The sequence below is a fragment of the Virgibacillus oceani genome (assembly GCF_041521345.1).
GTDB lineage: Bacteria > Bacillota > Bacilli > Bacillales > Amphibacillaceae > Virgibacillus_N > Virgibacillus_N oceani_A.
In genome coordinates, this window is sequence record NZ_JBGOHB010000004.1 from 155,225 (window position 1) to 179,298 (window position 24,074).

The 24,074-nt window shown below is 37.4% G+C and carries 25 protein-coding genes, 2 tRNA genes, 1 rRNA gene and 2 pseudogenes; 10 read left to right on the forward strand and 20 right to left on the reverse strand.

What is annotated here, in order from left to right; translation table 11 throughout:
* Positions 1–51: 51 nt before the first annotated feature.
* On the forward strand, positions 52–594 hold the full coding sequence (locus ACDX78_RS04960) for a hypothetical protein (protein ID WP_486025850.1): 543 nt from the start codon (positions 52–54) through the stop codon (positions 592–594).
* 352 nt (positions 595–946) lie between these two features.
* Entirely contained in the window at positions 947–1,048 is a 102-nt protein-coding gene (locus tag ACDX78_RS04965) for a YjcZ family sporulation protein (RefSeq protein ID WP_486025852.1), read from the forward strand.
* 172 nt (positions 1,049–1,220) lie between these two features.
* Here the strand turns inward: ACDX78_RS04965 and ACDX78_RS04970 are convergent.
* From ACDX78_RS04970 to ACDX78_RS04990, 5 genes and pseudogenes are all read right to left on the reverse strand, one after another.
* Positions 1,221–1,381 (reverse strand): annotated as a pseudogene (locus tag ACDX78_RS04970) (IS3 family transposase); the annotation flags it as partial.
* Between the two features lie 906 nt (positions 1,382–2,287).
* A complete protein-coding gene (locus ACDX78_RS04975; RefSeq protein ID WP_486025854.1) occupies positions 2,288–2,497 on the reverse strand; it encodes a hypothetical protein in 210 nt (69 codons plus the stop codon).
* 863 nt (positions 2,498–3,360) lie between these two features.
* Positions 3,361–3,675: a hypothetical protein gene (locus ACDX78_RS04980; RefSeq protein ID WP_486025856.1), complete on the reverse strand. Its 315-nt coding sequence runs from the start codon at positions 3,673–3,675 to the stop codon at positions 3,361–3,363.
* Positions 3,676–3,850: 175 nt separating this feature from the next.
* Positions 3,851–4,087 (reverse strand): YolD-like family protein, encoded by a 237-nt coding sequence (locus ACDX78_RS04985; RefSeq protein WP_486025858.1) that lies wholly within the window; start codon positions 4,085–4,087, stop codon positions 3,851–3,853.
* 162 nt (positions 4,088–4,249) lie between these two features.
* Positions 4,250–4,756, reverse strand: a complete 507-nt coding sequence (locus ACDX78_RS04990; protein WP_486025859.1) for a DUF2971 domain-containing protein — start codon at positions 4,754–4,756, stop codon at positions 4,250–4,252.
* 287 nt (positions 4,757–5,043) lie between these two features.
* Between ACDX78_RS04990 and ACDX78_RS04995 the strand changes: the two genes are divergently transcribed.
* The 3 genes from ACDX78_RS04995 (at position 5,044) to ACDX78_RS05005 (ending at position 7,465) form a co-directional block, all read left to right on the forward strand.
* A complete protein-coding gene (locus ACDX78_RS04995; RefSeq protein WP_486025861.1) occupies positions 5,044–5,391 on the forward strand; it encodes a helix-turn-helix domain-containing protein in 348 nt (115 codons plus the stop codon).
* A gap of 63 nt (positions 5,392–5,454) precedes the next feature.
* Complete coding sequence (locus ACDX78_RS05000) at positions 5,455–6,204, forward strand: 3'-5' exonuclease (protein ID WP_486025863.1); 750 nt, start codon at positions 5,455–5,457, stop codon at positions 6,202–6,204.
* A gap of 184 nt (positions 6,205–6,388) precedes the next feature.
* A complete protein-coding gene (locus ACDX78_RS05005) occupies positions 6,389–7,465 on the forward strand; it encodes a beta family protein (protein WP_486025864.1) in 1,077 nt (358 codons plus the stop codon).
* On the opposite strand, the gene ACDX78_RS05010 is transcribed toward ACDX78_RS05005, so the two are convergent.
* The gene (locus ACDX78_RS05010) at positions 7,377–7,994 is read right to left on the reverse strand and encodes a sce7726 family protein (RefSeq protein ID WP_486025866.1); all 618 of its coding nucleotides are present in this window, start codon (positions 7,992–7,994) and stop codon (positions 7,377–7,379) included. The genes ACDX78_RS05005 and ACDX78_RS05010 overlap by 89 nt on opposite strands.
* A 264-nt stretch (positions 7,995–8,258) precedes the next feature.
* Between ACDX78_RS05010 and ACDX78_RS05015 the strand changes: the two genes are divergently transcribed.
* Together ACDX78_RS05015 and ACDX78_RS05020 are read left to right on the forward strand one after the other, a co-directional pair.
* Positions 8,259–8,750 (forward strand): ImmA/IrrE family metallo-endopeptidase, encoded by a 492-nt coding sequence (locus ACDX78_RS05015; protein ID WP_486025868.1) that lies wholly within the window; start codon positions 8,259–8,261, stop codon positions 8,748–8,750.
* Between the two features lie 125 nt (positions 8,751–8,875).
* A pseudogene (locus tag ACDX78_RS05020) lies at positions 8,876–10,073 on the forward strand (site-specific integrase).
* 91 nt (positions 10,074–10,164) lie between these two features.
* On the opposite strand, the gene groL reads toward ACDX78_RS05020, so the two are convergent.
* Together groL and groES are read right to left on the reverse strand one after the other, a co-directional pair.
* Complete coding sequence (groL, locus tag ACDX78_RS05025) at positions 10,165–11,808, reverse strand: chaperonin GroEL (protein ID WP_486025870.1); 1,644 nt, start codon at positions 11,806–11,808, stop codon at positions 10,165–10,167.
* A 46-nt stretch (positions 11,809–11,854) separates the two neighbouring features.
* Entirely contained in the window at positions 11,855–12,139 is a 285-nt protein-coding gene (gene groES / locus ACDX78_RS05030; RefSeq protein ID WP_486025872.1) for a co-chaperone GroES, read from the reverse strand.
* Positions 12,140–12,452: 313 nt separating this feature from the next.
* Between groES and ACDX78_RS05035 the strand changes: the two genes are divergently transcribed.
* Together ACDX78_RS05035 and ACDX78_RS05040 are read left to right on the forward strand one after the other, a co-directional pair.
* On the forward strand, positions 12,453–13,154 hold the full coding sequence (locus tag ACDX78_RS05035) for a CPBP family intramembrane glutamic endopeptidase (RefSeq protein ID WP_486025874.1): 702 nt from the start codon (positions 12,453–12,455) through the stop codon (positions 13,152–13,154).
* Positions 13,155–13,157: 3 nt separating this feature from the next.
* Entirely contained in the window at positions 13,158–13,358 is a 201-nt protein-coding gene (locus tag ACDX78_RS05040; protein WP_486025876.1) for a DUF4305 domain-containing protein, read from the forward strand.
* 144 nt (positions 13,359–13,502) lie between these two features.
* Here the strand turns inward: ACDX78_RS05040 and ACDX78_RS05045 are convergent, their stop codons facing one another.
* From ACDX78_RS05045 to moaC, 3 genes are all read right to left on the reverse strand, one after another.
* The gene (locus ACDX78_RS05045; RefSeq protein ID WP_486025877.1) at positions 13,503–14,528 is read right to left on the reverse strand and encodes a hypothetical protein; all 1,026 of its coding nucleotides are present in this window, start codon (positions 14,526–14,528) and stop codon (positions 13,503–13,505) included.
* A 425-nt stretch (positions 14,529–14,953) separates the two neighbouring features.
* Positions 14,954–15,601, reverse strand: coding sequence for a redox-sensing transcriptional repressor Rex (locus tag ACDX78_RS05050; RefSeq protein WP_486025879.1), 648 nt, complete (start codon positions 15,599–15,601; stop codon positions 14,954–14,956).
* On the reverse strand, positions 15,588–16,097 hold the full coding sequence (moaC, locus tag ACDX78_RS05055; protein WP_486025881.1) for a cyclic pyranopterin monophosphate synthase MoaC: 510 nt from the start codon (positions 16,095–16,097) through the stop codon (positions 15,588–15,590). Before moaC ends, ACDX78_RS05050 begins: the two co-directional genes overlap by 14 nt.
* Before the next feature lie 132 nt (positions 16,098–16,229).
* On the opposite strand from moaC, the gene ACDX78_RS05060 reads away from it, so the two are divergent.
* Complete coding sequence (locus tag ACDX78_RS05060) at positions 16,230–18,149, forward strand: ABC-F family ATP-binding cassette domain-containing protein (RefSeq protein ID WP_486025883.1); 1,920 nt, start codon at positions 16,230–16,232, stop codon at positions 18,147–18,149.
* Between the two features lie 49 nt (positions 18,150–18,198).
* On the opposite strand, the gene ACDX78_RS05065 is transcribed toward ACDX78_RS05060, so the two are convergent.
* The 9 genes from ACDX78_RS05065 to ACDX78_RS05105 form a co-directional block, all read right to left on the reverse strand.
* Positions 18,199–19,365: an FtsW/RodA/SpoVE family cell cycle protein gene (locus ACDX78_RS05065; RefSeq protein WP_486025885.1), complete on the reverse strand. Its 1,167-nt coding sequence runs from the start codon at positions 19,363–19,365 to the stop codon at positions 18,199–18,201.
* Between the two features lie 207 nt (positions 19,366–19,572).
* Positions 19,573–20,583 (reverse strand): tRNA (adenosine(37)-N6)-threonylcarbamoyltransferase complex transferase subunit TsaD, encoded by a 1,011-nt coding sequence (gene tsaD / locus ACDX78_RS05070; RefSeq protein ID WP_486025887.1) that lies wholly within the window; start codon positions 20,581–20,583, stop codon positions 19,573–19,575.
* Positions 20,580–21,029 carry a ribosomal protein S18-alanine N-acetyltransferase gene (gene rimI, locus ACDX78_RS05075; RefSeq protein WP_486025889.1) on the reverse strand — a complete coding sequence of 150 codons (450 nt, stop codon included), beginning with the start codon at positions 21,027–21,029 and terminating at the stop codon, positions 20,580–20,582. The genes tsaD and rimI overlap by 4 nt, the downstream gene beginning before the upstream one ends.
* Complete coding sequence (gene tsaB / locus ACDX78_RS05080; RefSeq protein WP_486025891.1) at positions 21,022–21,729, reverse strand: tRNA (adenosine(37)-N6)-threonylcarbamoyltransferase complex dimerization subunit type 1 TsaB; 708 nt, start codon at positions 21,727–21,729, stop codon at positions 21,022–21,024. Before tsaB ends, rimI begins: the two co-directional genes overlap by 8 nt.
* Before the next feature lie 12 nt (positions 21,730–21,741).
* Positions 21,742–22,203 (reverse strand): tRNA (adenosine(37)-N6)-threonylcarbamoyltransferase complex ATPase subunit type 1 TsaE, encoded by a 462-nt coding sequence (gene tsaE, locus ACDX78_RS05085; protein ID WP_486025892.1) that lies wholly within the window; start codon positions 22,201–22,203, stop codon positions 21,742–21,744.
* An 8-nt stretch (positions 22,204–22,211) separates the two neighbouring features.
* Positions 22,212–23,177, reverse strand: coding sequence for a thiamine-phosphate kinase (gene thiL / locus ACDX78_RS05090; protein ID WP_486025894.1), 966 nt, complete (start codon positions 23,175–23,177; stop codon positions 22,212–22,214).
* A 221-nt stretch (positions 23,178–23,398) separates the two neighbouring features.
* Positions 23,399–23,475 (reverse strand) — tRNA-Asp (locus ACDX78_RS05095).
* 74 nt (positions 23,476–23,549) lie between these two features.
* A tRNA-Met gene (locus ACDX78_RS05100) sits at positions 23,550–23,626 on the reverse strand.
* Positions 23,627–23,885: 259 nt separating this feature from the next.
* Positions 23,886–24,074 (reverse strand): 23S ribosomal RNA (locus tag ACDX78_RS05105); the annotation flags it as partial.

Here is a 24,074-nt window from a genome sequence, read left to right on the forward strand (position 1 = left end):
TTCATATAGTAGTAAAGTATATTACCGAAAATGTAAGGGGGATTTTCCATCATGGAAGAAAAATTCAATAACGAAGCGAAACAATCGGCTGTAAAAGGAGAGCAGGAACCGATAACAACTGCTTATAGTGCAGGTCCTTCACACGTACCATCTTATATCCCTGCTCCTGCTTATGCACCATATCCAATGTACGTCCAGCCTGATTATCGGCAATATGGCATGGGTTATCAGAATAACTATCCTCAAACATGGGATGATCATTCCCATATGCAATCAGATTACAATAACTCAGAGCATCAGCGTTACATGTATGATTTATGCAAAAGGTACAAATATCATTTAATCCAATGTGAAGGTACGGATGGTCAAATGTATGATGGCATTATTGACAGTGTATCTGACGATAGTGTCTATCTACTTGTGCCTGCTGGAGATACGGAGAGAGATAATCAAGATGATATGACACGTCAGTTTGACTATGGCTATAATTACGGTTACGGAGGGTACGGCTATCCAAGAAGGTTCCGCCGCTTCAGTCGCAGGCGTTTTCCGTTCTTCTTCTTGAGACGGCTCTTTTTCCCGTATTTCTATTAACTCTATGGGGATATTAGCAATCCCAAGGTATGACTTTCCCCTATTTCTTAACTCTGGGTTCTCGGTTTGTAACGATCTCCAATCATGTCAAACAAGCGTATTCCTTATGACAGGAATACGCCTGTTTTTGTAAGCTCAATTAGATTTGTTTAGAATTATCTCACCTTGTCAATCGTCCATTCGAAATTAAGTTTTTACCATATGATATTTTGTGAAGTGTTAACTCATTGAGTAACACGACACATCTCCAGCTATTGTGTAAAAGCAGATTACTGTCTGGATTTATAATGGGAAAGAATACTAATTGTCATTAAATCCTCATGTATATCACCTGTAAGAAAGGAAGATATGTATGTCTGATTACGGTGGATACAGATACGGCGGAGGATTTGCGCTGATTGTCGTTTTGTTTATCCTGCTTATTATCGTAGGTACCAGTTTCAAGGGATATTAAAAAAGGAGAGGGGCTCTTTGTCCCTCTTATTAAGGAAAGGAGTACAATAAAGCTGTAAATATTACGGAAAACTAGTTAAAGTCAAAGATTACTATGGTAAATGATATCGCGGGTTATTAAGGATGTTATACCTAAGGGAATTTGGTGTGTCGACACTAAATAGACCAAATTATTAAAGGTTAATCAACTTGTATTCAGTTGGTTGTTAAATAATTTAAGGATCCATGAATTCGAATATAATTAAACCCAATGAACATAATCAAAAAGTTCAAGGTCAAGTTCGTGCTGGTTAGTAATAAGCCCTTTGACAAACTCTGTTTTGACGGCCTTATATTTTTTTGCAATATAAGCACCCTTCTTTATTGTATATAAACCTGGTTCGTGTAATTGAGCAGGATTTCAAACAACATTCCTCTTTTTCCGGCATAGACAGCCATTTAATATTCCGCCTCCTCCAAATCAATTGACTGACTTTGTTCTTTATAATTTTCACTTCTTCGAAAAATCATCGAACTATATTAAGTTGAATTAATTTGTACCCTTTAGGTAATAATAGACAAACATCCTTATGAAGACGGTGATTTATTTGTTCAACCAATTTCTTTTATGGTCCTTACTAATTATTCCTTGGTTCGCACTTATCCCATTGAATAAAAAGATTGTTAAAAGTTTTTTTCCCTCGTCACTGTTTGGTGCGCTAGTTTTAACTTTTATTTTCCAAACTGCGGACAAGTTTAATTGGTGGGAGATAACGGAAAATATTATCTTATTAGCAAATATCATGCCATTTGTTTATGGGATATTCCTTGTAGGCACTATTGTTATTTTATATTTCACCTATCATAGTTTTCTGATTTACATGATAACTAACCTTATAATCGATGCCATTCTAGCTTTTGGGATAAGTAAATGGTTTGAACATTTAGGTTTATATAAATTAGTAAACATTAATTCTTTCGGTGTTTATTTATTAGCTACAGTGATTGCTATCTTGATTTTTAGTTTTCAAAAATGGCAGGATTCTGTAATAATTCGCTCATAACTAATTCAATTTTTTATTTCACACTTAGTGCTTAATCCGTATTTGTATCGGACTGCGTAAGCTCTTCTGTGATGTGAACGATCATGATGTCTTCCTGGATAGCGTGTAATTTCATTGGTCTCATGATATTCACATCCTTTCAACTTCTACATTTCAATCATTAGACATAAATTCTTTTGCTTTTTCCTGTCGTTCTATCATGAAGTCAATGCTTTATTTTTTGTGGAAAATCTAACTGGCGCTTCCTCTCTGTCCACCTCTTCATTAGTCTCGTGTTCCATATATGACCCAATAGGTCTAGCTTCCTGATTTCTGAGGACCAGGCCCCCAACTAGTTTGTTTTCTTTATCCAACCACTGGAAATCGCTATTCTCCAGTTCCAAAATCCCCTTCTTTTTTTCCTTCATTACCTGCACTATAAATGGGCATTTCCATCCATCCTTTCTTGTTACATAAAATTTTAAAAATAAACTCAGTTGCACTGGTTTCTTTGCTTTTGAATCTTGTCGGTCATTGATCGGTTAACGCATAAATCGCATGTATTAAATATGAATGATCCATCATATCGAATGAAAGAAACGGAAGAATGAGATCAACTTATTTATCAAGCTGATTCTGCGCTGATCTCAACAGATAACTTGAGGGAAATAAGGGGAAAATAAGCGATAATCTCCAGTTCACCTCCCGGCTTCCTGAAACATTCAACTTGAGCTCTGAATTAAAAGGAAAGGCATGGAAACAAGACAAGTGGCAAGAAATTGGTAAATAAAAAGCCCAAAAGAAAGCTGCTTCCTATAAGCTCCAGTCCTTTACAGAAAAGTTGGATGGTTATACGTATCGCTTCGTTGTAGTTTATTCGGATAAACTCTATGAACAAAAGGAGAAAACTATCCAGCGTAAACTGAAAAAGGAACGTACGAAACTTGAAAAGGCGATAGATACTTTTGAAATAAAAATTGTCATGGATTGTGACCAGAAGTCGCGAATCCAACGCAGCATTTCCAGTAAGGTACCCTTATATCTACGCTCACATGACAAAGAATATTAAAAAAGAGGCTTCCACTAAGTTCAGTAACTTAATGAAAAACCTCTCTAATAATCTTATTGATTAAAAACATGAACAGAAACAAACATGAAGGCTTATAAACCCTGTTAAGTCAAGGTTTATAGGTCTCCATTACATCATGCCGCCCATACTCCAACGGCCTTTTTAGGCATTTCCTCATCTTTTTATCCGCTTAATAATCAATTTTTCAATCTTAATAACAGATCAATTGTTTGTGCGCATCTGCGAACTTTTAATAATAATGTGGTCTGAAATGTGGTCATTTACTTTTATTTGTATAAAGTCTACGAAGAAAATAAAAAGCCCTCGGTGTGAGGGCTTATTTTTAGTAATATCTGTTACAACAATGGCAGAACTTACGGTGATTGCATTTTCTGCGTTGACTATGGCAATGGTTTTTTCGACAGACTCGCTCTTCGCAATGGTGTTTTTCATGACAACAATCATTCTTCTTGTGACAATCACATTTACAATGATCTTCATGTTTCTTTGCGCATGGATCGTAACACATAAGTTCATCACTCCTTTCTTAAATAGAATACTCAATTAAGAAAAAAGAGATTGGACAAAGCTAATAGTAGATAACACATTTATTATAATAATGATCTGTATGGTGATAATCGGTAGATATCAACTTTAAGGAAAAGCCTTTGGAAGGGATAAATTTTAAAGCCCCCACAATCGTGAGGGCTTTTTAATCCACAAATACATTAATCACTTCGCTAAATTTAATACGCTCACCATCATCAAAAATGATACAATCTCCAGCAACAATACTTTTTAATTTACCTCTAGCTATATGAAAATCGCGTTCTTTGTAATGCTGCACTTCAACAGTAAGTCCGTCATGTATTGCCAGCTGCAGCTTCATTACATTCTCTTCACTCTGTTGTTCGTCCAGAACAGGTTTTTCTTTCTTATCATCCTCCATAATAAACACCTCACAAAATAGAACGTTAGTTCCTATTATAACAAGAAATAATTAAATGTATACTGTTATTTATTTACATTGAGTTACAATTTAATTATTAATTGTGAATTAATAATCTTAAACTAACTACCAAATAGTTTAATAAGAAAAAACTATGTTTTTTTATGTCAAATAGACGAAAATTGTGAAGTAAATTGGAGCAGCTGGAGCAATATAAACATTTTCAATCAAACACACTAAATCTACCTTAATATTTTTACCATGGTCAATTTTATGCCGATTTGTTTTTATTTTTTCAATTGGAGTAAAATTGTACACAGCTCTTATTTCTTTTTCATGTTCAAATGATAGTCGCTTTGTTAGTATTAGTTCAAACCCCTGATTGCTATAGTTTGAATCCTTTTCAAAGTCAATATACTTGACCTGACCAATCATTATCGACTCCTCTGTATTTTTGAATGAATCTTTGAAGCGTTTAAGATTTGATTGAATTGTAATGCCTTCATTATTTTTTACATACAAATCCCACATTGCTGCAGATTCATATTCATTTAAATGCCAGCAACTAACAAATGAATGTGCCCTAACATCTTCATTAAATTTAGCATATACACGTTTTGATTTTATTTCTTCTCTTTTAGAGAAATCAGAATAAACACCATCGTACATATCTCTAAATCTATCCGCTCTAGTAAAGTAAAGAGATTTATTTACTAACCAGAAAAATTGGAAGCATTGTTTAAGGAAAATTTGTTGAATGAGATTAACCTCGAATAAGCGTTATTTTTTAGTGTAAAAATTTTTAGGTGAAAAGAAGGACTTTGTTCCCTCCTGTCGAATAGGTAATTAGGAGGGGATGGGATTGTATAAAAAACATAATGTATTTGAACTTCCCGAGAATGAAGATTTAAAAATATGGAGGTTTATGGGTTTTACAAAATTCATTGACCTAAGGTTTGAAACAAAATAAAGTTGCGGCCGATCTCGGAATAACTACTTACCAACTTTCCATATATGAAAACGGAAAAACGAAACCAGATCCAGGTTTGATTTCAGATATCGCGGATTATTATAACGTCCGTGTCGATTATCTGTTTGGCAAAACAGACAGCACGTATGAAGAAAATGAATTCGATCCGCTTGCTGAAATCAAAAAAATAGTAGAGGGATACGGCATACAGGATATTTTCTTCCATAACATTGAAGATTGGGAAAATCTACACGATGAAGATATTAGGGAGCTAAGAAGTCATTTTGAGTATATAGCGCATAAAGCTAAACAAAGAAAAGAACAACAAGATTAGCACACCAGGATAACTTTTATTTTGGTGTGCTTTTTTATTAAGTTTAAGGAGGACTATTGACCAATGGAGATTTTCCTATTTTTAGTTGCTGCTATTTGTTTTATTCTTTCGTATGTGGGATTTAAAGAAAGAAAAAAACAAAAAATTGCTGAAGAACAGAAAAAACGATTGCAAAAAAAGGAAATTGAAGAAAAATTAAAAGGAAAAGTTACAGTGGATTATTCATTACCCAGACCTTCCTACAATAAAAAGAAAAAGATTACACCAGAGTTCATGAAATATACAAAAGCTCGAAAACTATCTGAGAACTATGTGATATTGGACTTTGAAACTACCGGATTTGACTGTAATACCAATAAAATCATTCAAGTTGCAGCTGTAAAATATAAAGACAATGAAAAGGTAGATGAATATACAACGGACGTTAATCCTGAGGAAAAACTTTCTAGCAAAATAAAATCAATTACCGGATTGGCTGATGAGGATTTAATTAATGCACCATTAATTGAAAGTGTGTTACCGGAATTAGTAGAATTCATTTCAAACGAAACGCTTGTAGCGCACAACGCATCGTTTGACATGAAATTTCTTTTACATAATCTGAATCAATACGAATTTCCTTATAAGAGGTATCGTGTTATTGATACACTTTCTCTTTCGAGGAAAAACATATCAACACCCAACCACAAATTAGTCACACTTAAGGAGTATTTAAATTTAGATCATTTGGATTCACATAATGCGCTACATGATTGTTATGTTGCTGCTGAGGTTTATAAGTATTGTTATGAAAAATCATTAGTAAGTTCTTAGATAATGAATTTAATAGAATATACAACTGGACTGAAATAAACAACCGTCCTTATTCGGTTTGTTTTTTCATAACTTCACACTAGGTACATTGACCCGGTGTAAAAGCCACCTATAAAGGAGGTGAATTAAGTAAGAAAAGGTGTAAAATGGATTATAATTTATTAAATAAGAGGAGGAAGAACATATGACATCTGTTAAATACTACCCTATATTAAAATGGAGATCTGGTGAGAAACAAGCTTTAAAAGAACTACCGGAAGGAGTTAAAAAAGAAATTGCGCCAATAATTGAGATAGTAGACGATGAAGAAGTAACAAATGTTCTCGATTTTGTTAAAGAACTAAATGGAATAAATAAAATTTACTTTGATAGCAGTTACATCGAGGAAGGGGGTGGCGTGGACTACCTAGAAAGTTTAATATCTCAAGCAGTTCTAGATGGTGTAACTGTCCTCCCTGTATTAACTTATGATGAATTCAAGAGTAGATCTAATAATTTTCTTGAGGTAAGTTCTGAGTTACTAGTAAAAGTTACACTCCCTGCTGATTTTGAAGGGGATTCGTATGAAACTATTTTTACGTCACTTGAATCTTGGAACAACAATTATGACCTAAAAGTAAGTGTCTTACTAGACTTAGGACTTGTGGAAGACCGTAATGTTGCTAATAGACAATTTTCTGAACTAAAAAGCGTTTTAAATAATTACCTTAGAAAAACATCTTTTCTAAACATAGTTATTGGGATTACTTCTTTTCCCGATGATCTATCTAGTATTCCATCAGGTGGTGAATCATTTTATAAGCGATATGATATTAAAATTTTCAAAGCACTATTTAATTCTCAAGAGTTTAATGACTTCAAAGAAAAACTTAGTTACTCTGATTATGGTGTCACTAAGTTCACAGATTCAGAAATAGACTTCTCTAAATTAAGATATGGAATTCTTCCTAAGGCTAGATATACTATAACTGACAGCTATTGGATTTTAAAAGGACAACGTGACAATGAAACAAAGGAATGGATCAAAAACCACCCAGCCTTAGCACAAACAATTTATAGCTCAGATTACTATTATGGTGAAGGTTTTTCTCCCGGTGATTACGATATTATGGAGAGAGCCCTAGGACACATCAAAGGAAATCCACAAAAAAAGATTGGACCTGGCGGTAATACTAATTGGGTAACGAATGCTGTTTCTCATCATGTAACAGTTGTAGTAAACGAGCTTTCCAAGGTTTTCGACCTTTCAGAGCTGACTTAACAAAAGATTTAATATCACTAGGATTTACTGATTCGGTGGTTATTTTAGATAATTCTCTTCTAGTTTTACTTTTTAGTCCCTTAGTAATTCCATGTTCATTTAACAAGCATATTAATTCTGGCTTCCAAAGCATTAAAGATAGACTAAAAACATTTATTGATTCATTTAGCTTTGGGTTTCTGACTACCTCTATACTATCCTGATTTGTAACCACACTATAAATACCCCACCACTCAGGTATTAAATCTATGGCCTTTTCTATATGTTTGTCGGAAACTACTAAAGTAACAGTATCAAATACTTTGTTATAATATTTACCTTGGGTTTGAAGTCTTTCAAGTGTATCAAATTCACTTTTGATTTCAAACCCATGTATTTTCCCATTGATTACTGCGATATCCATAATAGCTGAGCCCGAACAAACGTCTAATTCGTTTACAATAATTGTGCTAGGATCTTTTATAAATTCTGGGGTTTCGATAAATTCATCTAATAAAATTTTTCGTATATCCTTATCATACAGCCCCATTTTTTACACCCCTAAATTTAAAATATATATTTAATATATTACAAATTATAGCTCTAGAAGTAACTATTATCAACTTCTAATTTTATCAGGTATTTATATTTTTTCTTAGTAATGTTTAGAATAAAAATCTCAAAACGGTATTAAGTACCAAGTTAATAACGGTAATTGAATTTAACACACAAAATTGTAAAAGGTGTACATTAATCTGTACACCTTTTATTATACAATTAAATCGAACGTATATTCTATTAAGGGGGGAGTGTTATGCAATATGTCAACACATCATTAGAAGATTCAGTACAAAAAATATATCAAAAAATTGGGGTTAGGGATCCTGATCATCCGATGGAGGATACTGCAGATAGAATCGGCGTTTATATCTCACATTGGAAGCTTCCGTTTTTGATACCGGGTAACATTGTCCTGGATCCAATGCTTTCAAAAGAAAAAAAGAAAGAGGTGTTCGGGCACGAGTTATGTCACCACTTGTGTCATGTTGGAGTTCAATTGGACATGCCTGAGAGCTTTAGAATGCTGCAGGAATACCAGGCAAAAAACTTTGCACTTCACTTTTGTGTTCCTACTTTTATGTTACATCGATTAAGTTTTCCAAAGCATCGTAATGAATCGATAGGAAAGATAGCTGCTACTTTTGGTGTAACAGGCAATTTTGCTGCAGAACGTTTAAGACATTATGAAAAGCAAATTAATGGCTTTATGGTGTATGAGAAAGTTAGTAGACAATTAATACATTGAGCTACAATAAAAAACTAATATTAGTTGACCACCATATACATTCGTTAACTAAATTAATAAAATGTATTCATTTCATATACCAGAAATACAGAAATCATTTATATCATTAATTTGGGGTGATTTGATTGGCTTACATAAGGAAACGTGGCAAGACATGGTATTATCAAATAGAATGGAGAGACCCAGTGACAGGTGAAAGAGATCCAAAAACAAAAGGTGGTTTTCCTAGTAGGAAAGAGGCTGAGTTTGCAGCGCAAGAAGTAGAAAAGCAATTATCTGAAGGTACATACGTAACATACGTAAAGGAAGGAAACGTACCGTTCATTGACTTCGCAGATGAATGGTTGGGACTATATGCTAAACGTGTGAAAGAAAGTTCTGTTCGTGCAAGGGAGAAAGAATCGAAGCATTTCAGAAAATATTTAGGTAAGATGACAATTAAAAATATTACCAGAAAACAATACCAGTCCGTTCTGGATAAAATTGTTCGATAAAGGTTACGCTCACAATACCTTAGATGGAATCCATTCTACTGGAAGGATGATATTTAAGAAGGCGGTAGAGCTTGGAATCATTAAACCAGAATTAAACCCTACTGCATTCGCAACAATACCTAAGAGAATTGAAACTGTTGAGGAAATCGGAAACAATCAGGATGAGATAAAATTTCTTGAGAAAGACGAACTTATCAAATTCCTTAGAACCGCAAAAGGAAAAAGGCCTTGATCGAGATTTTGAGATGTTCCTGACACTTGCATATAGCTGTTTACGTGTTGGGGAGCTGTTAGCTTTAAAATGGCCGGACATCAATTTTGATAATGACTCTATTCGCATTACTAAAACTTGTTACAACCCGAAAAACAATACAAAGGAGTTCAAGCTGCTTATTCCAAAAACAAAGGGGTCTATCCGTACGCTTAAAATGGACAAGGTTGTTATAAATGCATTGAGAAAATATCGAACACGTCAGAATGAAATAAAAATGAAATACAGGTCCACGGTTTCGTGTTTGCCAAAGAGCACAATTATCCAGGTTATCCTGATTTTATTAAGACTATAGAAAATCGAATGAGTCGACTTTTGAAGTTGAGTGAAATAGATAAGAAGGTTAGCCCTCACTCTCTTCGACATACGCACACTTCACTCTTAATAGAAGCAGGATTAATGTCAGGAGAAGGAGAGCTTATCATTAAAGAAATTCAACAGCGTTTAGGTCATAGCGATATCAATACAACGATGAATATTTACGCTCACATCACAAAACAAATGGAAGAAAAAACCTCCCAAAAGTTCAGCGAACTAATGAGAGGTGCTCTGGATTGACTGCGATTTTCAACCAAATCCAGTCAAAATCCAGTCAAAACATATTTTGCTAAACAAAAAATCGCTTTGTATCAAGGTTTGCAGGACGAGCTTACATCATGCCGCCCATACCACCCATGCCGCCCATGTCAGGCATACCGCCACCACCGGCACCGGCACCTTCATCTTCTGGAATGTCTGCAACTACGGCTTCAGTTGTCAAGAACATAGCCGCTACAGATGCTGCATTTTGCAGCGCAGAACGAGTAACTTTTGTAGGGTCAACGATACCAGCTTCAACCATGTTTACCCATTCTCCAGTTGCTGCGTTGTATCCAACGCCAACTTTTTCACCTTTTAGTTGTTCTACAATGATAGAACCTTCTAGTCCGGCATTTTCCACAATACGACGTACCGGTTCTTCCAATGCACGCAATACAATGTTTGCACCTGTTGCTTCATCACCTTCAAGGTTAAGGTCTTTTATTTTGCTTAATACATTGATCAGTGCTGTTCCACCACCGGAAACGATGCCTTCTTCCACTGCTGCACGTGTGGAGTTAAGCGCGTCTTCAATACGCAGTTTACGCTCTTTTAATTCTGTTTCCGTTGCAGCACCAACTTTGATTACTGCTACGCCGCCAGCAAGTTTAGCAAGGCGCTCCTGCAATTTTTCTTTGTCAAATTCAGAAGTGGTTTCTTCTACTTGTGCACGGATTTGTGCTACACGGGAAGAAATGGTTTCAGGATTTCCTGAACCTTCTACAATCGTAGTGTGTTCTTTTGTTACCACTACTTTAGAAGCACGGCCTAATTGTTCAATTTCAGTGCTTTTCAGATCCAGGCCAAGGTCCTCTGTAATCACTTCTCCGCCAGTCAATGTAGCAATATCTTCAAGCATTGCTTTACGACGGTCACCGAACCCTGGAGCTTTAACAGCTACCGCGTTAAATGTACCGCGAAGTTTATTGACAACCAATGTAGCCAGCGCTTCCCCTTCTACATCTTCAGCAATCAAGAGAAGTGGTTTGCTTTGTTGTACAACCTGCTCAAGTACAGGAAGAACTTCCTGGATGTTGCCGATTTTCTTATCTGTAATTAAAATATACGGATCTTCAAGAACGGCTTCCATTTTATCCTGGTCTGTTACCATATATGGAGATGCATATCCACGGTCGAATTGCATACCTTCTACAACTTCTAATTCCGTGTTGAAACCTTTTGATTCTTCAATAGTAATTACTCCATCGTTTCCAACACGTTCCATTGATTCAGAGATCAGGCTTCCCACTTCATCATCACCGGATGAAACAGATGCCACTTGTGCAATGGACTCTTTGCTTTCAATGGATTCAGAGATAGATTTTAATTCCTCTACAGCTGCTTCTACTGCTTTTTCAATTCCGCGGCGAACACCAACAGGGTTTGCACCGGAAGTTACGTTTTTCAATCCTTCTGTAATCATGGACTGGGCAAGTACTGTTGCTGTTGTTGTACCGTCACCAGCAACATCATTTGTTTGAGATGCTACTTCAGATACAAGCTGTGCACCCATATTTTCGAATTGGTCTTCCAGTTCGATTTCTTTTGCAATGGTGACACCATCATTTGTAATTAATGGGGATCCGAATTTTTTATCTAGAACGACGTTGCGTCCTTTAGGTCCCAATGTTACTTTTACAGCATCTGCTAGCGTATCTACACCGCGCAGCATTGCACGGCGACCGTCTTCACTGAATTTGATTTCCTTAGCCATTAAAATACCTCCTTGAAAATGTTTATCATAGTCTGTTTATCTTGAATTAGCTTACTACTGCTAAAATATCATTCTCTCGTAAAATTAAGTATTCTGTTCCTTGGTATTTCACTTCTGTACCGGCAAATTTTGAGAAAATGATGCTGTCCCCTTCTTTTACTTCAAGGGCCACTTTTTCTCCATTATCCGTAACCCGGCCGGAGCCAACTGCTACAACTTTACCTTCCTGTGGTTTTTCCTGGGCAGAATCGGGTAGAACAATCCCACTTGCAGTTTTTTCTTCTTGCTCAACAAGCTCAATAACAACACGATCCCCTAGTGGTTTTATCATGTGGATAGCCTCCTTGGTTCCATAGTTATTTTGATTGTTAGCACTCTACAAGGGTGAGTGCTAACTCCAATTAATATAATAATTAATTTCTCTCAAAAATGCAAGCATAGAGTCACCATTCGTCCATTTTTGTTAAAAACGTCTCGATTTTAAACGTTCAGAGTATATAACATAACGGCAATTATGATAAAATACACATATTATGTATGTAAAATACAATCCATTATAGAAAAATTAACTTGTATCAATAGAAAATGAAATGTACTAGTAGCACATATACTGTATAAAGTGAAACAAAAAGGAGTCGTTTTATTTGCCTAAACGTTATTGGTGGGTCATTATAACCTACTTTATCATGCAATATTCAGCATTGGTGGTTGTCCCCTTTACCGACCTGATTCCATTTAATGATGCAGATATCCTTATTTTTTGGACTATTTTTAGCTTTGGGCTAGGACTGGTTATTGTATTATTATTAATGAGGCCGGATATGAAAATGGGAAGCGCGCGCGATGCGTCCGGTGCCGGTCAAATCATATTATGGTCATTTCTCGGTTTATTTATGGCCTACTTTGGCCAGGGATTGGCTGCACTGATAGAAATGGAAGTGCTTGGTATCGACCCCGGTTCGGAAAACACACAGCAAATTATGGATATCGCCAGGTACTCCCCATTATTTATGATCGTCCCCGCGATCATCGGACCTATTCTTGAAGAGATTATCTTCCGTAAAATTATATTTGGAGCGTTTTATAAAAGGATGAATTTTTTCTTTGCTGCCCTGTTATCATCCTTTGTTTTTGCCATCGTTCATAACGATCCGCAGCATCTGTTAATGTATATAACTATGGGACTTGTCTTTGCTTTTCTCTATGTAAAAACAAAGCGTATTATTGTGCCAATCATTGTTCATGCTGCCATGAATTCATTGGTTATTTTTGCACAATATAATATGGATCCGGAAGAAATTGAGAGGATTCTGAATGAGCTGCAGTTTATCTTTTTTGGAGGCTAATGTATGAAAATTTCACCGCTCACCATGGCTATTATTTACTTTCTCTTAGGCCTGTTTTTTATTTATGTAGCCACGTTAAGTGCCGAAGAGGGAACGATCTGGAATGTAACAACCACCATACTGGCACTATTTGCTACACTAAATATCGGTGTAGGTATAAGGTTAATGGCCCTTTATATCAGAATGAAAAACAGTAAGAAATAGATTGAAAAATGCCCGGGAGGACGCCTCTACCTGGGCATTTCCATATAAAAACAGCATACCAGTGCATCATGCCTGGTATGCTTCCCTCATCCGTTACATTTCAGCTACAACCTTCAAAACATCCTATGCAATGTTCATCAACAATTACTCAATGTCAGATAGAGTTTCAATCCAACCTTCTCTATCTTCAACCGTATCTTCAATTAAGGTATACCTTACCGCGAATAAATCTTCATCCTTTACAAATACACGAGCAAGTTCTTCCTGATCAAATTGCATCGGGTCCTCTGCTACGCCAAATTCATAAAAACCCTCTTCCTCGGTTTCATCAAAACGGTCAAATTCAAAATTACCTTCTATCATCTCTGTTAAATTGGTTTCCATGACATCACTAAACTGTGCAACACCAATTTCATCTTTTCCGCCAGGGAAATAATGGATGGTTAAAAGCTCTGTATAGTCCTCCACATTCTCACCTGGGACAAGGAATTCAGCAATTGCCTCACCCATATCCTCCCCGTAGTGAGCAAGTACCCATTCATCCTCATCAAATGGCATATTTAAGCCGGAAACAGCGTCTGCATACTCACCTTCCATAACCACTTCACCAGCCGCGTCTTCTTCTAGCGGCTCGCCATTTTCATCGACTACGACATAATCCACAAGCTCTGTATCATAAATTTTCCAAGCTCCATCTTCCGGACGCATCACATGCACGCCGGTTATTTCATTATTTTCATATTCCGGCCCATCCACTTTTATATTGGTTTGTTTGTAGAAAACCCTTGCCTCTTCTTCCGATTTTTCTTCCACTTCCATATCGGAGACTTGAATGTCCAATGTATATACAGCCATATCTTCCATAATTTGCTCTGTTTCAGCAAATCCAGGAGATTCTGAATGCAACGTCTCCATATGTGCTTTCAAATCATCTTCTTCCATCGTTGTAATGTTTCTATCCAGCACCTCAAACAATTCCTCATCTTCAGGTACGCTCATTTCTGCTTCTTCTTCCTCCGCTTCTTCCTCTTCAGTTCCTTCTGCTTCTCCTTCCGTATCTGTCTCCTCTTCCCCATCAGCCTCTTCCGTTCCTGCATCATCCCCACAGGCTACGAGAAAAATACTGAGGAGTAATCCCATAATCACTAATAAAATTTTCGTCTCTCTCACTCACTTTTCCTCCTATGTAATTAAGATAAAAAACCTCCCCAAGATTAGGGTGAGGAAAAATTAGTACTAAGAGCTAATTTTTATTTTCCATTTTCCTTTGACCGGATGCATTTTTTAATTTACAAGTGAAATGTATCCATTCCGCTCTAATTAAAGTACTTTTTACTTAGATAATTGGAACTTCACTAAATGCAATATAACACCTATGTATAACGAATGATAAATCCAAAAACGCTTCCGGAAAAAAGCATCAACTCATATCATAGACTAAAGTCAAGCACCTGCACAAATGTCTTTTTACCCATAACCAAAAAAATATTAGGTTAAAAGTACTAATTATAATTTTCTTTTACCCACTTGCATTAAACCTGATACAAAAATTTTATTTTACATTCCCACATAAAAAAGAGACCTTGGCAAGTCTCTTATTCATCCACTTTATTCCTTTTTAAAGGGTAATGCTTCAGAAAGTATACCAATGCTTGCAGTTCAACAGCTAAGTCAATGTGATGCACCCGAATATGATTGGGCACCGTAATTCGAGCAGGTGTGAAATTCAATATACCCGTAATTCCCAGATTGACTAATTTCTCTGTGACGATGTCCGCTTCCTCAGCAGGAATCGTTAAAATGGCGACCTCGATTCCTTCCATTTTTTCCTCCAGCTCGTCAATATGATAAATAGGTACGTCACTAATGGTAGTTCCAACCTTATCCGTATCAGCGTCAAATCCAATTTGGATCCTTATATTATTGTTTTTCAGGAAATTATAATTCAGAAAAGCAGTTCCCAGATTACCTACACCAATCAAGGCAACATCCGTTACCTCATCCTGGTCCAATGTTTTTCGGAAAAAACCAAGCAGGTATTCCACATTATACCCATACCCTTTTTTGCCAAGTGCACCAAAATAGGAAAAATCCCTGCGTATTGTTGCTGAGTCAACTTTTACTGCTTCACTCAGCTCTTTAGAGGATACACGCCGTTTCCCCTGGTGGTTTAAATTATTTAAAAAACGGTAATAAAGCGGTAAGCGCTTTGCTGTTGCTTGCGGGATTTTATTTTGATCCATTTATACTCCTCTTTTCTTCTCGGTAATAGTCTCCTGACTTTCCGCCTTTTTTTTCTTTCAAATAGGTTTGACCTATTACCATGGATTTATCAATGGCTTTACACATATCATATATCGTAAGTGCGGTGACTGAAGCCGCTGTTAGTGCTTCCATTTCCACCCCTGTCGATCCTTTCGTTTTAACAAATGCTTCTATTGTAAGCTCGAATGTAGCCTCTTCTATGTTCCAATCAAAGGAAATATCAATCGCCGTTAAGGGAAGCGGATGGCACATCGGAATCCAGTCAGAAGTTTTCTTTGCGGCCATCACCCCTGCGATTTGCCCAACTGCAAGCACATCCCCTTTTTTTATTTTATTTTCCGTTATTTTATGATAAATTTCTTCATTGACAAAAATACTCGTCGCGGCTATAGCTGTTCGTTCTGATTCTTTTTTACCACTAATATCCACCATTCGAGCTCTGCCCTCTTCATTAAAATGTGTGAAATCAGACATATGCTTCACCCCATTACAGTTTACTTCACTTCTATTTTAACAGAAAATGAAGATCAAGTCGTGATTAATTTCACAATTATATTGCTTGCCTCATCATTTTTACGATAAACTAGGGAATATGAGGTGAAAATAATGATTCAAATGCAAATAAATGCTCTTTCCAAGTCCTTTGGCGCAGAAGAGATTTTATCTAATATAAAATTGGAAGTAAAACAATACGACCGGATCGCTATCGTGGGGCGAAATGGCGCAGGAAAATCAACTTTATTAAAAATAATGGCCGGGGAGCTTTCCCATGATGAAGGAGAACTATTCAGACCAAAGGATTTAACGATAGGTTATCTGGCGCAGCATACCGTGCTGGAATCAAAAAAGACTATTTGGGAGGAAATGTTGGAAGTTTATGAGGCTTTACTTCACAAAGAAAAAGAACTGCGAAAAGCGGAAAAGCAGCTCCAGGAAGCTGCCAGCCTATCCACTGAAGACTATGAAAAACTACTGCAAGACTATGATAAGCTAATGGAAAGTTTTCAAAAAGATGGCGGTTATACGTATGAAGCCGATATTAAAGCTGTACTTAATGGACTGCATTTCAGTGACTTTGATTATGACACACCGATCAGTGAATTGAGCGGAGGGCAGAAAACGAGACTTTCTTTAGGTAAATTGTTATTAAGCAAGCCTAATCTATTGCTCCTCGATGAGCCGACAAATCACCTGGATATGGACACGCTCAGCTGGCTGGAAAGTTACTTGCTCGGCTACCCGGGTTCCGTTGTGATTATCTCCCATGACCGTTATTTTCTAGATAAGACTGTATCTGTTGTATATGAAATATCACGGCATAAAACAAAAAAATACCATGGTTCCTACAGTGATTTCCTCCAACAAAAAGCACTGGATTATGAAAAGGAACTAAAGGAATTTAAAAGACAGCAAACAGAAATTAAGCGGATGGAGGATTTTATTCAGCGTAATATTGCCCGGGCCTCCACAACAAAACGGGCACAAAGCAGACGAAACCAGCTGAATCGGATGGAAAAAATGGATAAACCACTCGGGGATGAGTCATCCGCATCTTTTTCTTTTCAAATAAACAGACGTAGCGGCAATGATGTATTAAAAATGGAAAATCTCTCATTTCGGTATGAAGATGATTCTGACATGCTATTCAAGAATGCAAAACTGCATGTTAATCGCGGGGAAAGAATTGCATTAATCGGGCCTAATGGTGTCGGGAAAACAACTTTATTAAAAACAATACTTGAGAAAAACCAGCCAGCGAGCGGCACAATCCAAATTGGAACGAATGTTCAAATAGGCTACTATGATCAGGAACAGGCAAACTTAACTTCATCCAAAACAGTCCTCCAGGAACTATGGGATGATTATGCAAACGTCAATGAAAAAGATATCCGCACCGTACTTGGAAACTTTCTGTTTAGCGGGGAGGAAGTATTAAAGCCTGTCCGTTCCTTAAGTGGCGGAGAAAAAGCAAGGCTGGCACTTGCCAAACTAATGATGAAAAAAGCAAACCTGCTTGTTATGGACGAGCCGACAAACCATTTGGACATCGATAGTAAAGAAGTGTTGGAAGCTGCACTTCAAGATTATCCAGGTACGATTATATTTGTTTCCCATGACCGGTATTTTATCAACAGAATCACCGACCAGATAGCTGAAATGAAAAGAGATGGCATCTCGACTTACCTTGGCGATTATGATTATTACACAGAAAAGAAAGAAGAAGAAGCAGAACGAAAAAGGCTGAAACAGACAAGAGAAAATGAGAAAAAGCGAGAAGCTAAAAAGAATAGTTACCGAGAAGAAAAGCAGCTGCAAAGCGAACAGCGAAAACGAAAACGAAGGATCACGGAGCTTGAAGCTCAAATTGAAAAAACGGAAGAGGATATAGCAGCACTGGAAGAACAAATGACCGACCCGGAAGTCTATCAGGATCATGAAAAAGCACTCGAATTAACTAATGAAACAAATGAACTGAAACGGAGTGCTGATGATTTGATGGACGAGTGGGCCAGCCTGCAGGAATAAGCGATATTTGTAAGTAAAAAGACTACCATCAAATTGATGGTAGTCTTCTTTACTTAAACAAATAATCATTCTGTATCGTATGCTCCACAGCCACTCGGTAAACAAGGCCGTACCCAACCATGGTGGATAACACTGAACTCCCGCCATAGCTGATGAGCAATAACGGAATACCTGTAACCGGCATAATGGTTAATGTCATACCAATATTTTGAAAGGCATGGATCAATAATAAACTCAAAAAACCAAAGCAGATATATGCTGCAAATGGGGAATGTTTATGCACATTTAACCCTAGCGTAACAAGCTTATACAGCAGCATGAAATACAGGAATACCACAACAGCACTACCAATAAAACCAAAGCTTTCCCCAATTACTGCAAATATAAAATCCGTATGTGCTTCAGGAAACGACACTTCCAGTTCTCCCATTCCTTTACCGAATAACTGACCAGACCCTAAGGCCATATAAGCACGATCAATATGAAAAGTCGCATCACTTGACTGCTGAGTCGGATCGAACCAAGTAAGTATTCTATCCACCTGATAGCCCGCAACACCCAATTCCTGAGCGATTTCCGGAAACCGGATAATAAAACCAATTACAGCAGCCCCTAAGGCACTTATCCCGGCTATTAACATTCCGATAATTTTCCAGTCAATACCGGACAGAATAATGATCACACCGGTAATAAAGAAATATACCATTGCCGTTCCAAAATCCGGCTGGCCCATAACGAGCAAAACAGGAATAATCGTAATAACTATCAATTTCACTAATAAATACGTATCCGTTTTGATAGAACTGATCTCGAATTTTATTTTATGTTTATTAATGGTTGCAGCCAGAAACAAAATTGTGGATATCTTTGCGAATTCTGCCGGTTGAATGGAGAAACCAGGAAAACGAAACCAGCTATTTGCTCCATTGATTGTAGGTGCGATACTTTCCGGGCTAACCAGCAGCACAGCCAGAATAAAAACCCCAAACCAGTAAATATACGGGCTTGCCTTATACAACTGGTCCATGTCAAAGATTTGAATCACCACTACTATGCCTGCGCCTATGATGAACCAAAAAATCTGCTGCAGCACAAAATTAGACTCATACTGTTCTAGCTGTTGCGCGTTATAAATAGCAAGTAAACTAACACAAACAAATAGTATAAATAAAACAATAAAATCATTTTGTATATAATAGCGTTGCTTTTTAGACATAGCAATTTCACCGTTTCCCGTCACTTATTCAAAATTTAAACTGTCCACAGTTTTATTTACATTAAAATCGCATAACCAGGCTTATCAACAAAGTTATACACATTATCCACAGATCCGTGGTACTTTTTTCACCTTTTTTACCCACAATGTAAATGCCTTTATACTTGATTTCGGAAGTTTTTATCCACAACCCTGTGGGTAAAATGTTTATTTCAATACAATTTTCGCACTGGCATTTAAGTGCAGCGCATCCCGTTTTCCTTGTTCATATAAAATTGTTCCGGCGGCCGCAATCATAGCCGCATTGTCTGTACACAGATTTAACGCCGGAAAATGCAAAGGAATCGATGTGTTTAAAAATTGTCGTTTTAATTCTTCTCTCAAGCCTTTATTTGCAGCTACTCCACCCGCCACAATCACTTGTTGAACGTCGTACATTTTTGCTGCTTTTAGTGTTTTTGCTGTCAACACATCAATCACACTTTCCTGAAAACTTGCGGCAATATCAGCTGGTATTATTGTTTCCCCGCGCTGTTGAGAATTGTGCATCTTATTAATGACCGCAGATTTTAACCCACTAAAGCTAAAATCAAAGCTGTCTTCCTCCAGCCACGCTCTTGGAAAATCAATATTTACTTCACCTTCAGCTGCAAGAAGATCAATCTGTGGTCCACCCGGATAAGGCAGTTTTAACATGCGTGCTACTTTATCATATGCTTCTCCTGCCGCATCGTCTCTTGTTTGCCCAATAAGCTCATATTCTCCATGACCCTTCATTAATACAAGCTCAGTATGACCGCCAGAAACAATCAATGACAGAAGCGGAAATTCAAATTCCTTTTCAAGTCTGTTTGCATAAATATGCCCTGCAATATGATGCACGCCAATCAGTGGCTTTTGCTTGGCAAAGGCTAATGCTTTTGCTGCATTAACACCTACCAGAAGAGCACCGACAAGCCCTGGTCCTTCTGTAACCGTAACGGCATCTATCTCATCCCAGGTAACTTCAGCTTTGTTAAACGCTTCCTCCAAAACAACCGTCATCTGTTCCACATGATGGCGAGATGCAATTTCCGGTACAACACCGCCAAAGCGTTTATGGCTTTCAATTTGTGAAGCAACAACATTTGAAAGAATTTCCGTGCCATTTTTAACAATAGCAGCTGCAGTCTCATCGCAGCTCGTTTCGATTCCTAATACGATCGTATCTTTTTTCATTTTAAATTCACCCACATAACGATGGCATCTTCCTGGTTATCCACATAATAATTTTTCCTGATTCCGCCTGGTACGAGGCCAAATTTGCGGTACATTTTTTGTGCCGCAATATTGGACTCCCGGACTTCCAACGACAAGCGAATGACGTCCATCGTGATTAATTTTTGCATCATATAGCGAAAAAGCTTTTCACCTAATTTTTTCCCGCGGTATTCGGGCAGGACAGCAATATTCGTAATTTGTGCATCATCCAGAACAACCCACACACCGGCATACCCAATAATTTCTTTATCTAAAAGCATAACGAAATAATGGGCATGCTCATTTTCGCCGATCTCCCTATAGAAAATATCTTTTGGCCATGGGGTGGAAAATGTTGCATCTTCCACTTTAAACACTTGTTCCACATCATCCATTTTCATTGGTCTTATTATAACTTCAGCCATTTTGCTCATAGTCCTTTATTTGTTTCAGCCAATTGGCCTCTGCCTCAGCCAATCGTAGATAATTAGGTTCCAAAAGATGCGTTTCTTCCGCTTTTCTTGTCATCCCTGCCAATGCCAAATGGGATGGGTTACTCAAGTGATAAACTTCCTCAGGTATATGCGCTAAAGCACCTAGCTTCCCTCTTATTATTTCTTTATAAGCGGATATATCCGGACTTAAAAAAAGCACTTCTTTTCCCTCTTCAGCAAGCATTTCTAAAAGGTTTTCCATTGGCAAGTTGGTTTCCTCATAAACAGGCACCGGCGTATTTCTTTCCCACCTATACACGCCTGAAAATACCCGGCCGCGCCGCGCATCAAAAAAAGGACATATATAGCCATTAAAGAATTGCCCTTGATAAGTGAGTACTTCCAAACTCGAAACACCAACCACGGGTATATTTAATGCCCAAGCCATCGTCTTTGCCGTTGTAAGGCCAATCCTTACCCCAGTATAAGAACCGGGTCCTTTTGCAACAACGATCTTATTCAGTTCTTCCGGTGTTATGGAAACTTCTTTCATCAGCTGATCAATCGCCGGCATCAGCCTGACGGAATGGTTTTTCTTTATGTTCGTTACGATTTCACCTGAGATTTGATTTTCTTTTAAAATCGCAACACTCATTGCTTGATTTGAAGTATCGATTGCGAGTATGTTCATTGCAGTAACTCCTTATAAATAACGCATAAAATCATTTAAAACGACCTCATAATAATAGCCGGTGGCAGTAATGTTTAATTTTCTTGTATGATCATCTATATAAGTGATCTTTATATTTAGACGGCTCTCAGGTAAAAAAGTATCGATGAATGAGGCCCACTCTACAACAGTAACACCGTCACCATCAAAATACTCTTCAAAACCAATATCCTCTTCCGAATATTCCAGACGGTATGCATCCATATGGTAAAATGGAATCTCTCCTTCATATTCCTTGATAATAGTAAAAGTGGGACTGCTTATCGTCTCTTTTACCCCGAGTCCTCTTGCCATTCCTTTTGCAAAAGCAGTCTTACCTGCACCAAGATCCCCTTCCAAGGTAACCACATCGCCCGGTTTAAGAAACACGGCCATTCGTGCCGCTGCCTGCTTTGTTTCATCTTCGCTATGTGTAACTAATTCATGTGTTTCCATCAGACCACCTACTTTAAATGTGTATATCCCTTTTTGGGTAGTACTTCTATTTTTCCATTACTATGAATATATACTGTACCCGAATCGCTCACATTTGTAACTTTTCCAATCTTAGTAACGTTAATATCATGGCGCTCTGCCATTTGTTTAACATACAACCAGTCACTTTCAGGCAGCGTTCCTATTAGCTCAAAGTCCTCTCCACCAAAAAGTTTCCATTGCTGTCGTAACTCCGCCGGGAACTGATGATAGGAGTTGCTTGTTGGAATCTCAGCATCATCCAGCGTAATGCTTACCCCGGAAGCCTCCGCAATTTCAGCAGTTTCATTTGCAATACCATCACTTATATCATTAAGAGATAGACGTGGTATTTTCTGCAAGGAACGAGAAAAAGTTATTTGCGGCTCCGGCATCCGGTGTTTTTTTATATAGTAACCTTCATCTTCATATTTACCATGATTCGTTAAGATATAAAAGCCTGCTTGTGAATCACCTAATGTACCAGTCACAAATACAATGTCACCAGCTTTGGCATCATGACGAAAACGCGCTTTGCTTTTATCCACAAATCCTATTACAGTTATGGAAATCACCAATTTTTCACCGGATACGCTATCTCCACCTATTAAATCGATATTATAATTGGAAGCAAGTGACTTCATTCCTTTAAATATATTCGACAGTTCTCCCATGGACCAGTGTTCAGGTACTACAATAGACACCAAATAATATGCAGGTTTTGCACCCATTGCAGCCATATCGCTCAAATTAGCAGCTAATACTCGATATCCGACATGGTACGCCTGCATCGTCTGTTTAGCAAAATGAATATCCTCCACAAAGGTATCTACCGCAGTCACAATATCCTGATGCGTTTGACGAAAAACTGCAGCATCATCACCAATGCCTTTTATTAAAGAGGATTGATTATAGGTTTTCTGTTTAATTGATTTGATAAAGGAAAACTCATCCATATGATTATCACCAAATTCTTTTCATTCATCGTACATACAGCTTAACATGATACATCTCACTCTTCCTTATCATAGCAGAAAAGTAAATATTGAAAAAGGAGGACTGTTTCGTATAATAAAAAAGTCATAATTTCATGGAATTCTAAGTAATTTTTGTATTAAAATTAAAAAACACATGATTTACTGAAAAAATCATGTGTGACATGTTCATATTTAAATTATGGCGGTCCGGACGGGACTCGAACCCGCGACCTCCTGCGTGACAGGCAGGCATTCTAACCAACTGAACTACCGGACCTTATCGTAGTTTAATACTACTGATTTTCAATTAGCGCAGAAGATTACTCGACGCAGTTAATTAAAGTGATTTTTTGGTTGCGGGGGCAGGATTTGAACCTGCGACCTTTGGGTTATGAGCCCAACGAGCTACCAGACTGCTCCACCCCGCGATGTAATAAAATATAAAATTAAGATCATGATGAGTTCTTGCTGTTTCTTTCTAATAAATGACCTCTACATCTAATAGTTTATTCAAAGACGCTTTGTGCTTCGAGGTTACTCGCGGATTATTCGGTGGGAGTAATGCTCGTTGCTCCACCCCGCGGGATCAGAAAATATTTAATTTAACTGGTGAATCTTATCTTGCTGTATAAAAAATAATTTTATACCCTAAAAACTAAATAAGAGTGTAAAACGACATGGTTAGATTTAGTTAAGTCCTCGATCTATTAGTATCCGTCAGCTCCACGTGTCACCACGCTTCCACACCGGACCTATCAACCTCATCGTCTCTGAGGGATCTTACTCATTTAAAATGATGGGAAGTATCATCTTGAGGGTGGCTTCATGCTTAGATGCTTTCAGCACTTATCCTTTCCACACGTAGCTACCCAGCTA

Bases quoted from the DNA above. Each gene is read 5' to 3' on its own strand.
- ACDX78_RS04960 (WP_486025850.1), top strand. From the start codon at position 52: ATGGAAGAAAAATTCAATAACGAAGCGAAACAATCGGCTGTAAAAGGA.
- ACDX78_RS04965 (WP_486025852.1), top strand. From the start codon at position 947: ATGTCTGATTACGGTGGATACAGATACGGCGGAGGATTTGCGCTGATT.
- ACDX78_RS04975 (WP_486025854.1), bottom strand. From the start codon at position 2,497: ATGAAGGAAAAAAAGAAGGGGATTTTGGAACTGGAGAATAGCGATTTC.
- ACDX78_RS04980 (WP_486025856.1), bottom strand. From the start codon at position 3,675: ATGAACTTATGTGTTACGATCCATGCGCAAAGAAACATGAAGATCATT.
- ACDX78_RS04985 (WP_486025858.1), bottom strand. From the start codon at position 4,087: ATGGAGGATGATAAGAAAGAAAAACCTGTTCTGGACGAACAACAGAGT.
- ACDX78_RS04990 (WP_486025859.1), bottom strand. From the start codon at position 4,756: ATGTACGATGGTGTTTATTCTGATTTCTCTAAAAGAGAAGAAATAAAA.
- ACDX78_RS05000 (WP_486025863.1), top strand. From the start codon at position 5,455: ATGGAGATTTTCCTATTTTTAGTTGCTGCTATTTGTTTTATTCTTTCG.
- ACDX78_RS05005 (WP_486025864.1), top strand. From the start codon at position 6,389: ATGACATCTGTTAAATACTACCCTATATTAAAATGGAGATCTGGTGAG.
- ACDX78_RS05010 (WP_486025866.1), bottom strand. From the start codon at position 7,994: ATGGGGCTGTATGATAAGGATATACGAAAAATTTTATTAGATGAATTT.
- ACDX78_RS05015 (WP_486025868.1), top strand. From the start codon at position 8,259: ATGCAATATGTCAACACATCATTAGAAGATTCAGTACAAAAAATATAT.
- groL (WP_486025870.1), bottom strand. From the start codon at position 11,808: ATGGCTAAGGAAATCAAATTCAGTGAAGACGGTCGCCGTGCAATGCTG.
- groES (WP_486025872.1), bottom strand. From the start codon at position 12,139: ATGATAAAACCACTAGGGGATCGTGTTGTTATTGAGCTTGTTGAGCAA.
- ACDX78_RS05040 (WP_486025876.1), top strand. From the start codon at position 13,158: ATGAAAATTTCACCGCTCACCATGGCTATTATTTACTTTCTCTTAGGC.
- ACDX78_RS05050 (WP_486025879.1), bottom strand. From the start codon at position 15,601: ATGGATCAAAATAAAATCCCGCAAGCAACAGCAAAGCGCTTACCGCTT.
- moaC (WP_486025881.1), bottom strand. From the start codon at position 16,097: ATGTCTGATTTCACACATTTTAATGAAGAGGGCAGAGCTCGAATGGTG.
- ACDX78_RS05060 (WP_486025883.1), top strand. From the start codon at position 16,230: ATGATTCAAATGCAAATAAATGCTCTTTCCAAGTCCTTTGGCGCAGAA.
- ACDX78_RS05065 (WP_486025885.1), bottom strand. From the start codon at position 19,365: ATGTCTAAAAAGCAACGCTATTATATACAAAATGATTTTATTGTTTTA.
- tsaD (WP_486025887.1), bottom strand. From the start codon at position 20,583: ATGAAAAAAGATACGATCGTATTAGGAATCGAAACGAGCTGCGATGAG.
- rimI (WP_486025889.1), bottom strand. From the start codon at position 21,029: ATGGCTGAAGTTATAATAAGACCAATGAAAATGGATGATGTGGAACAA.
- tsaB (WP_486025891.1), bottom strand. From the start codon at position 21,729: ATGAACATACTCGCAATCGATACTTCAAATCAAGCAATGAGTGTTGCG.
- tsaE (WP_486025892.1), bottom strand. From the start codon at position 22,203: ATGGAAACACATGAATTAGTTACACATAGCGAAGATGAAACAAAGCAG.
- thiL (WP_486025894.1), bottom strand. From the start codon at position 23,177: ATGGATGAGTTTTCCTTTATCAAATCAATTAAACAGAAAACCTATAAT.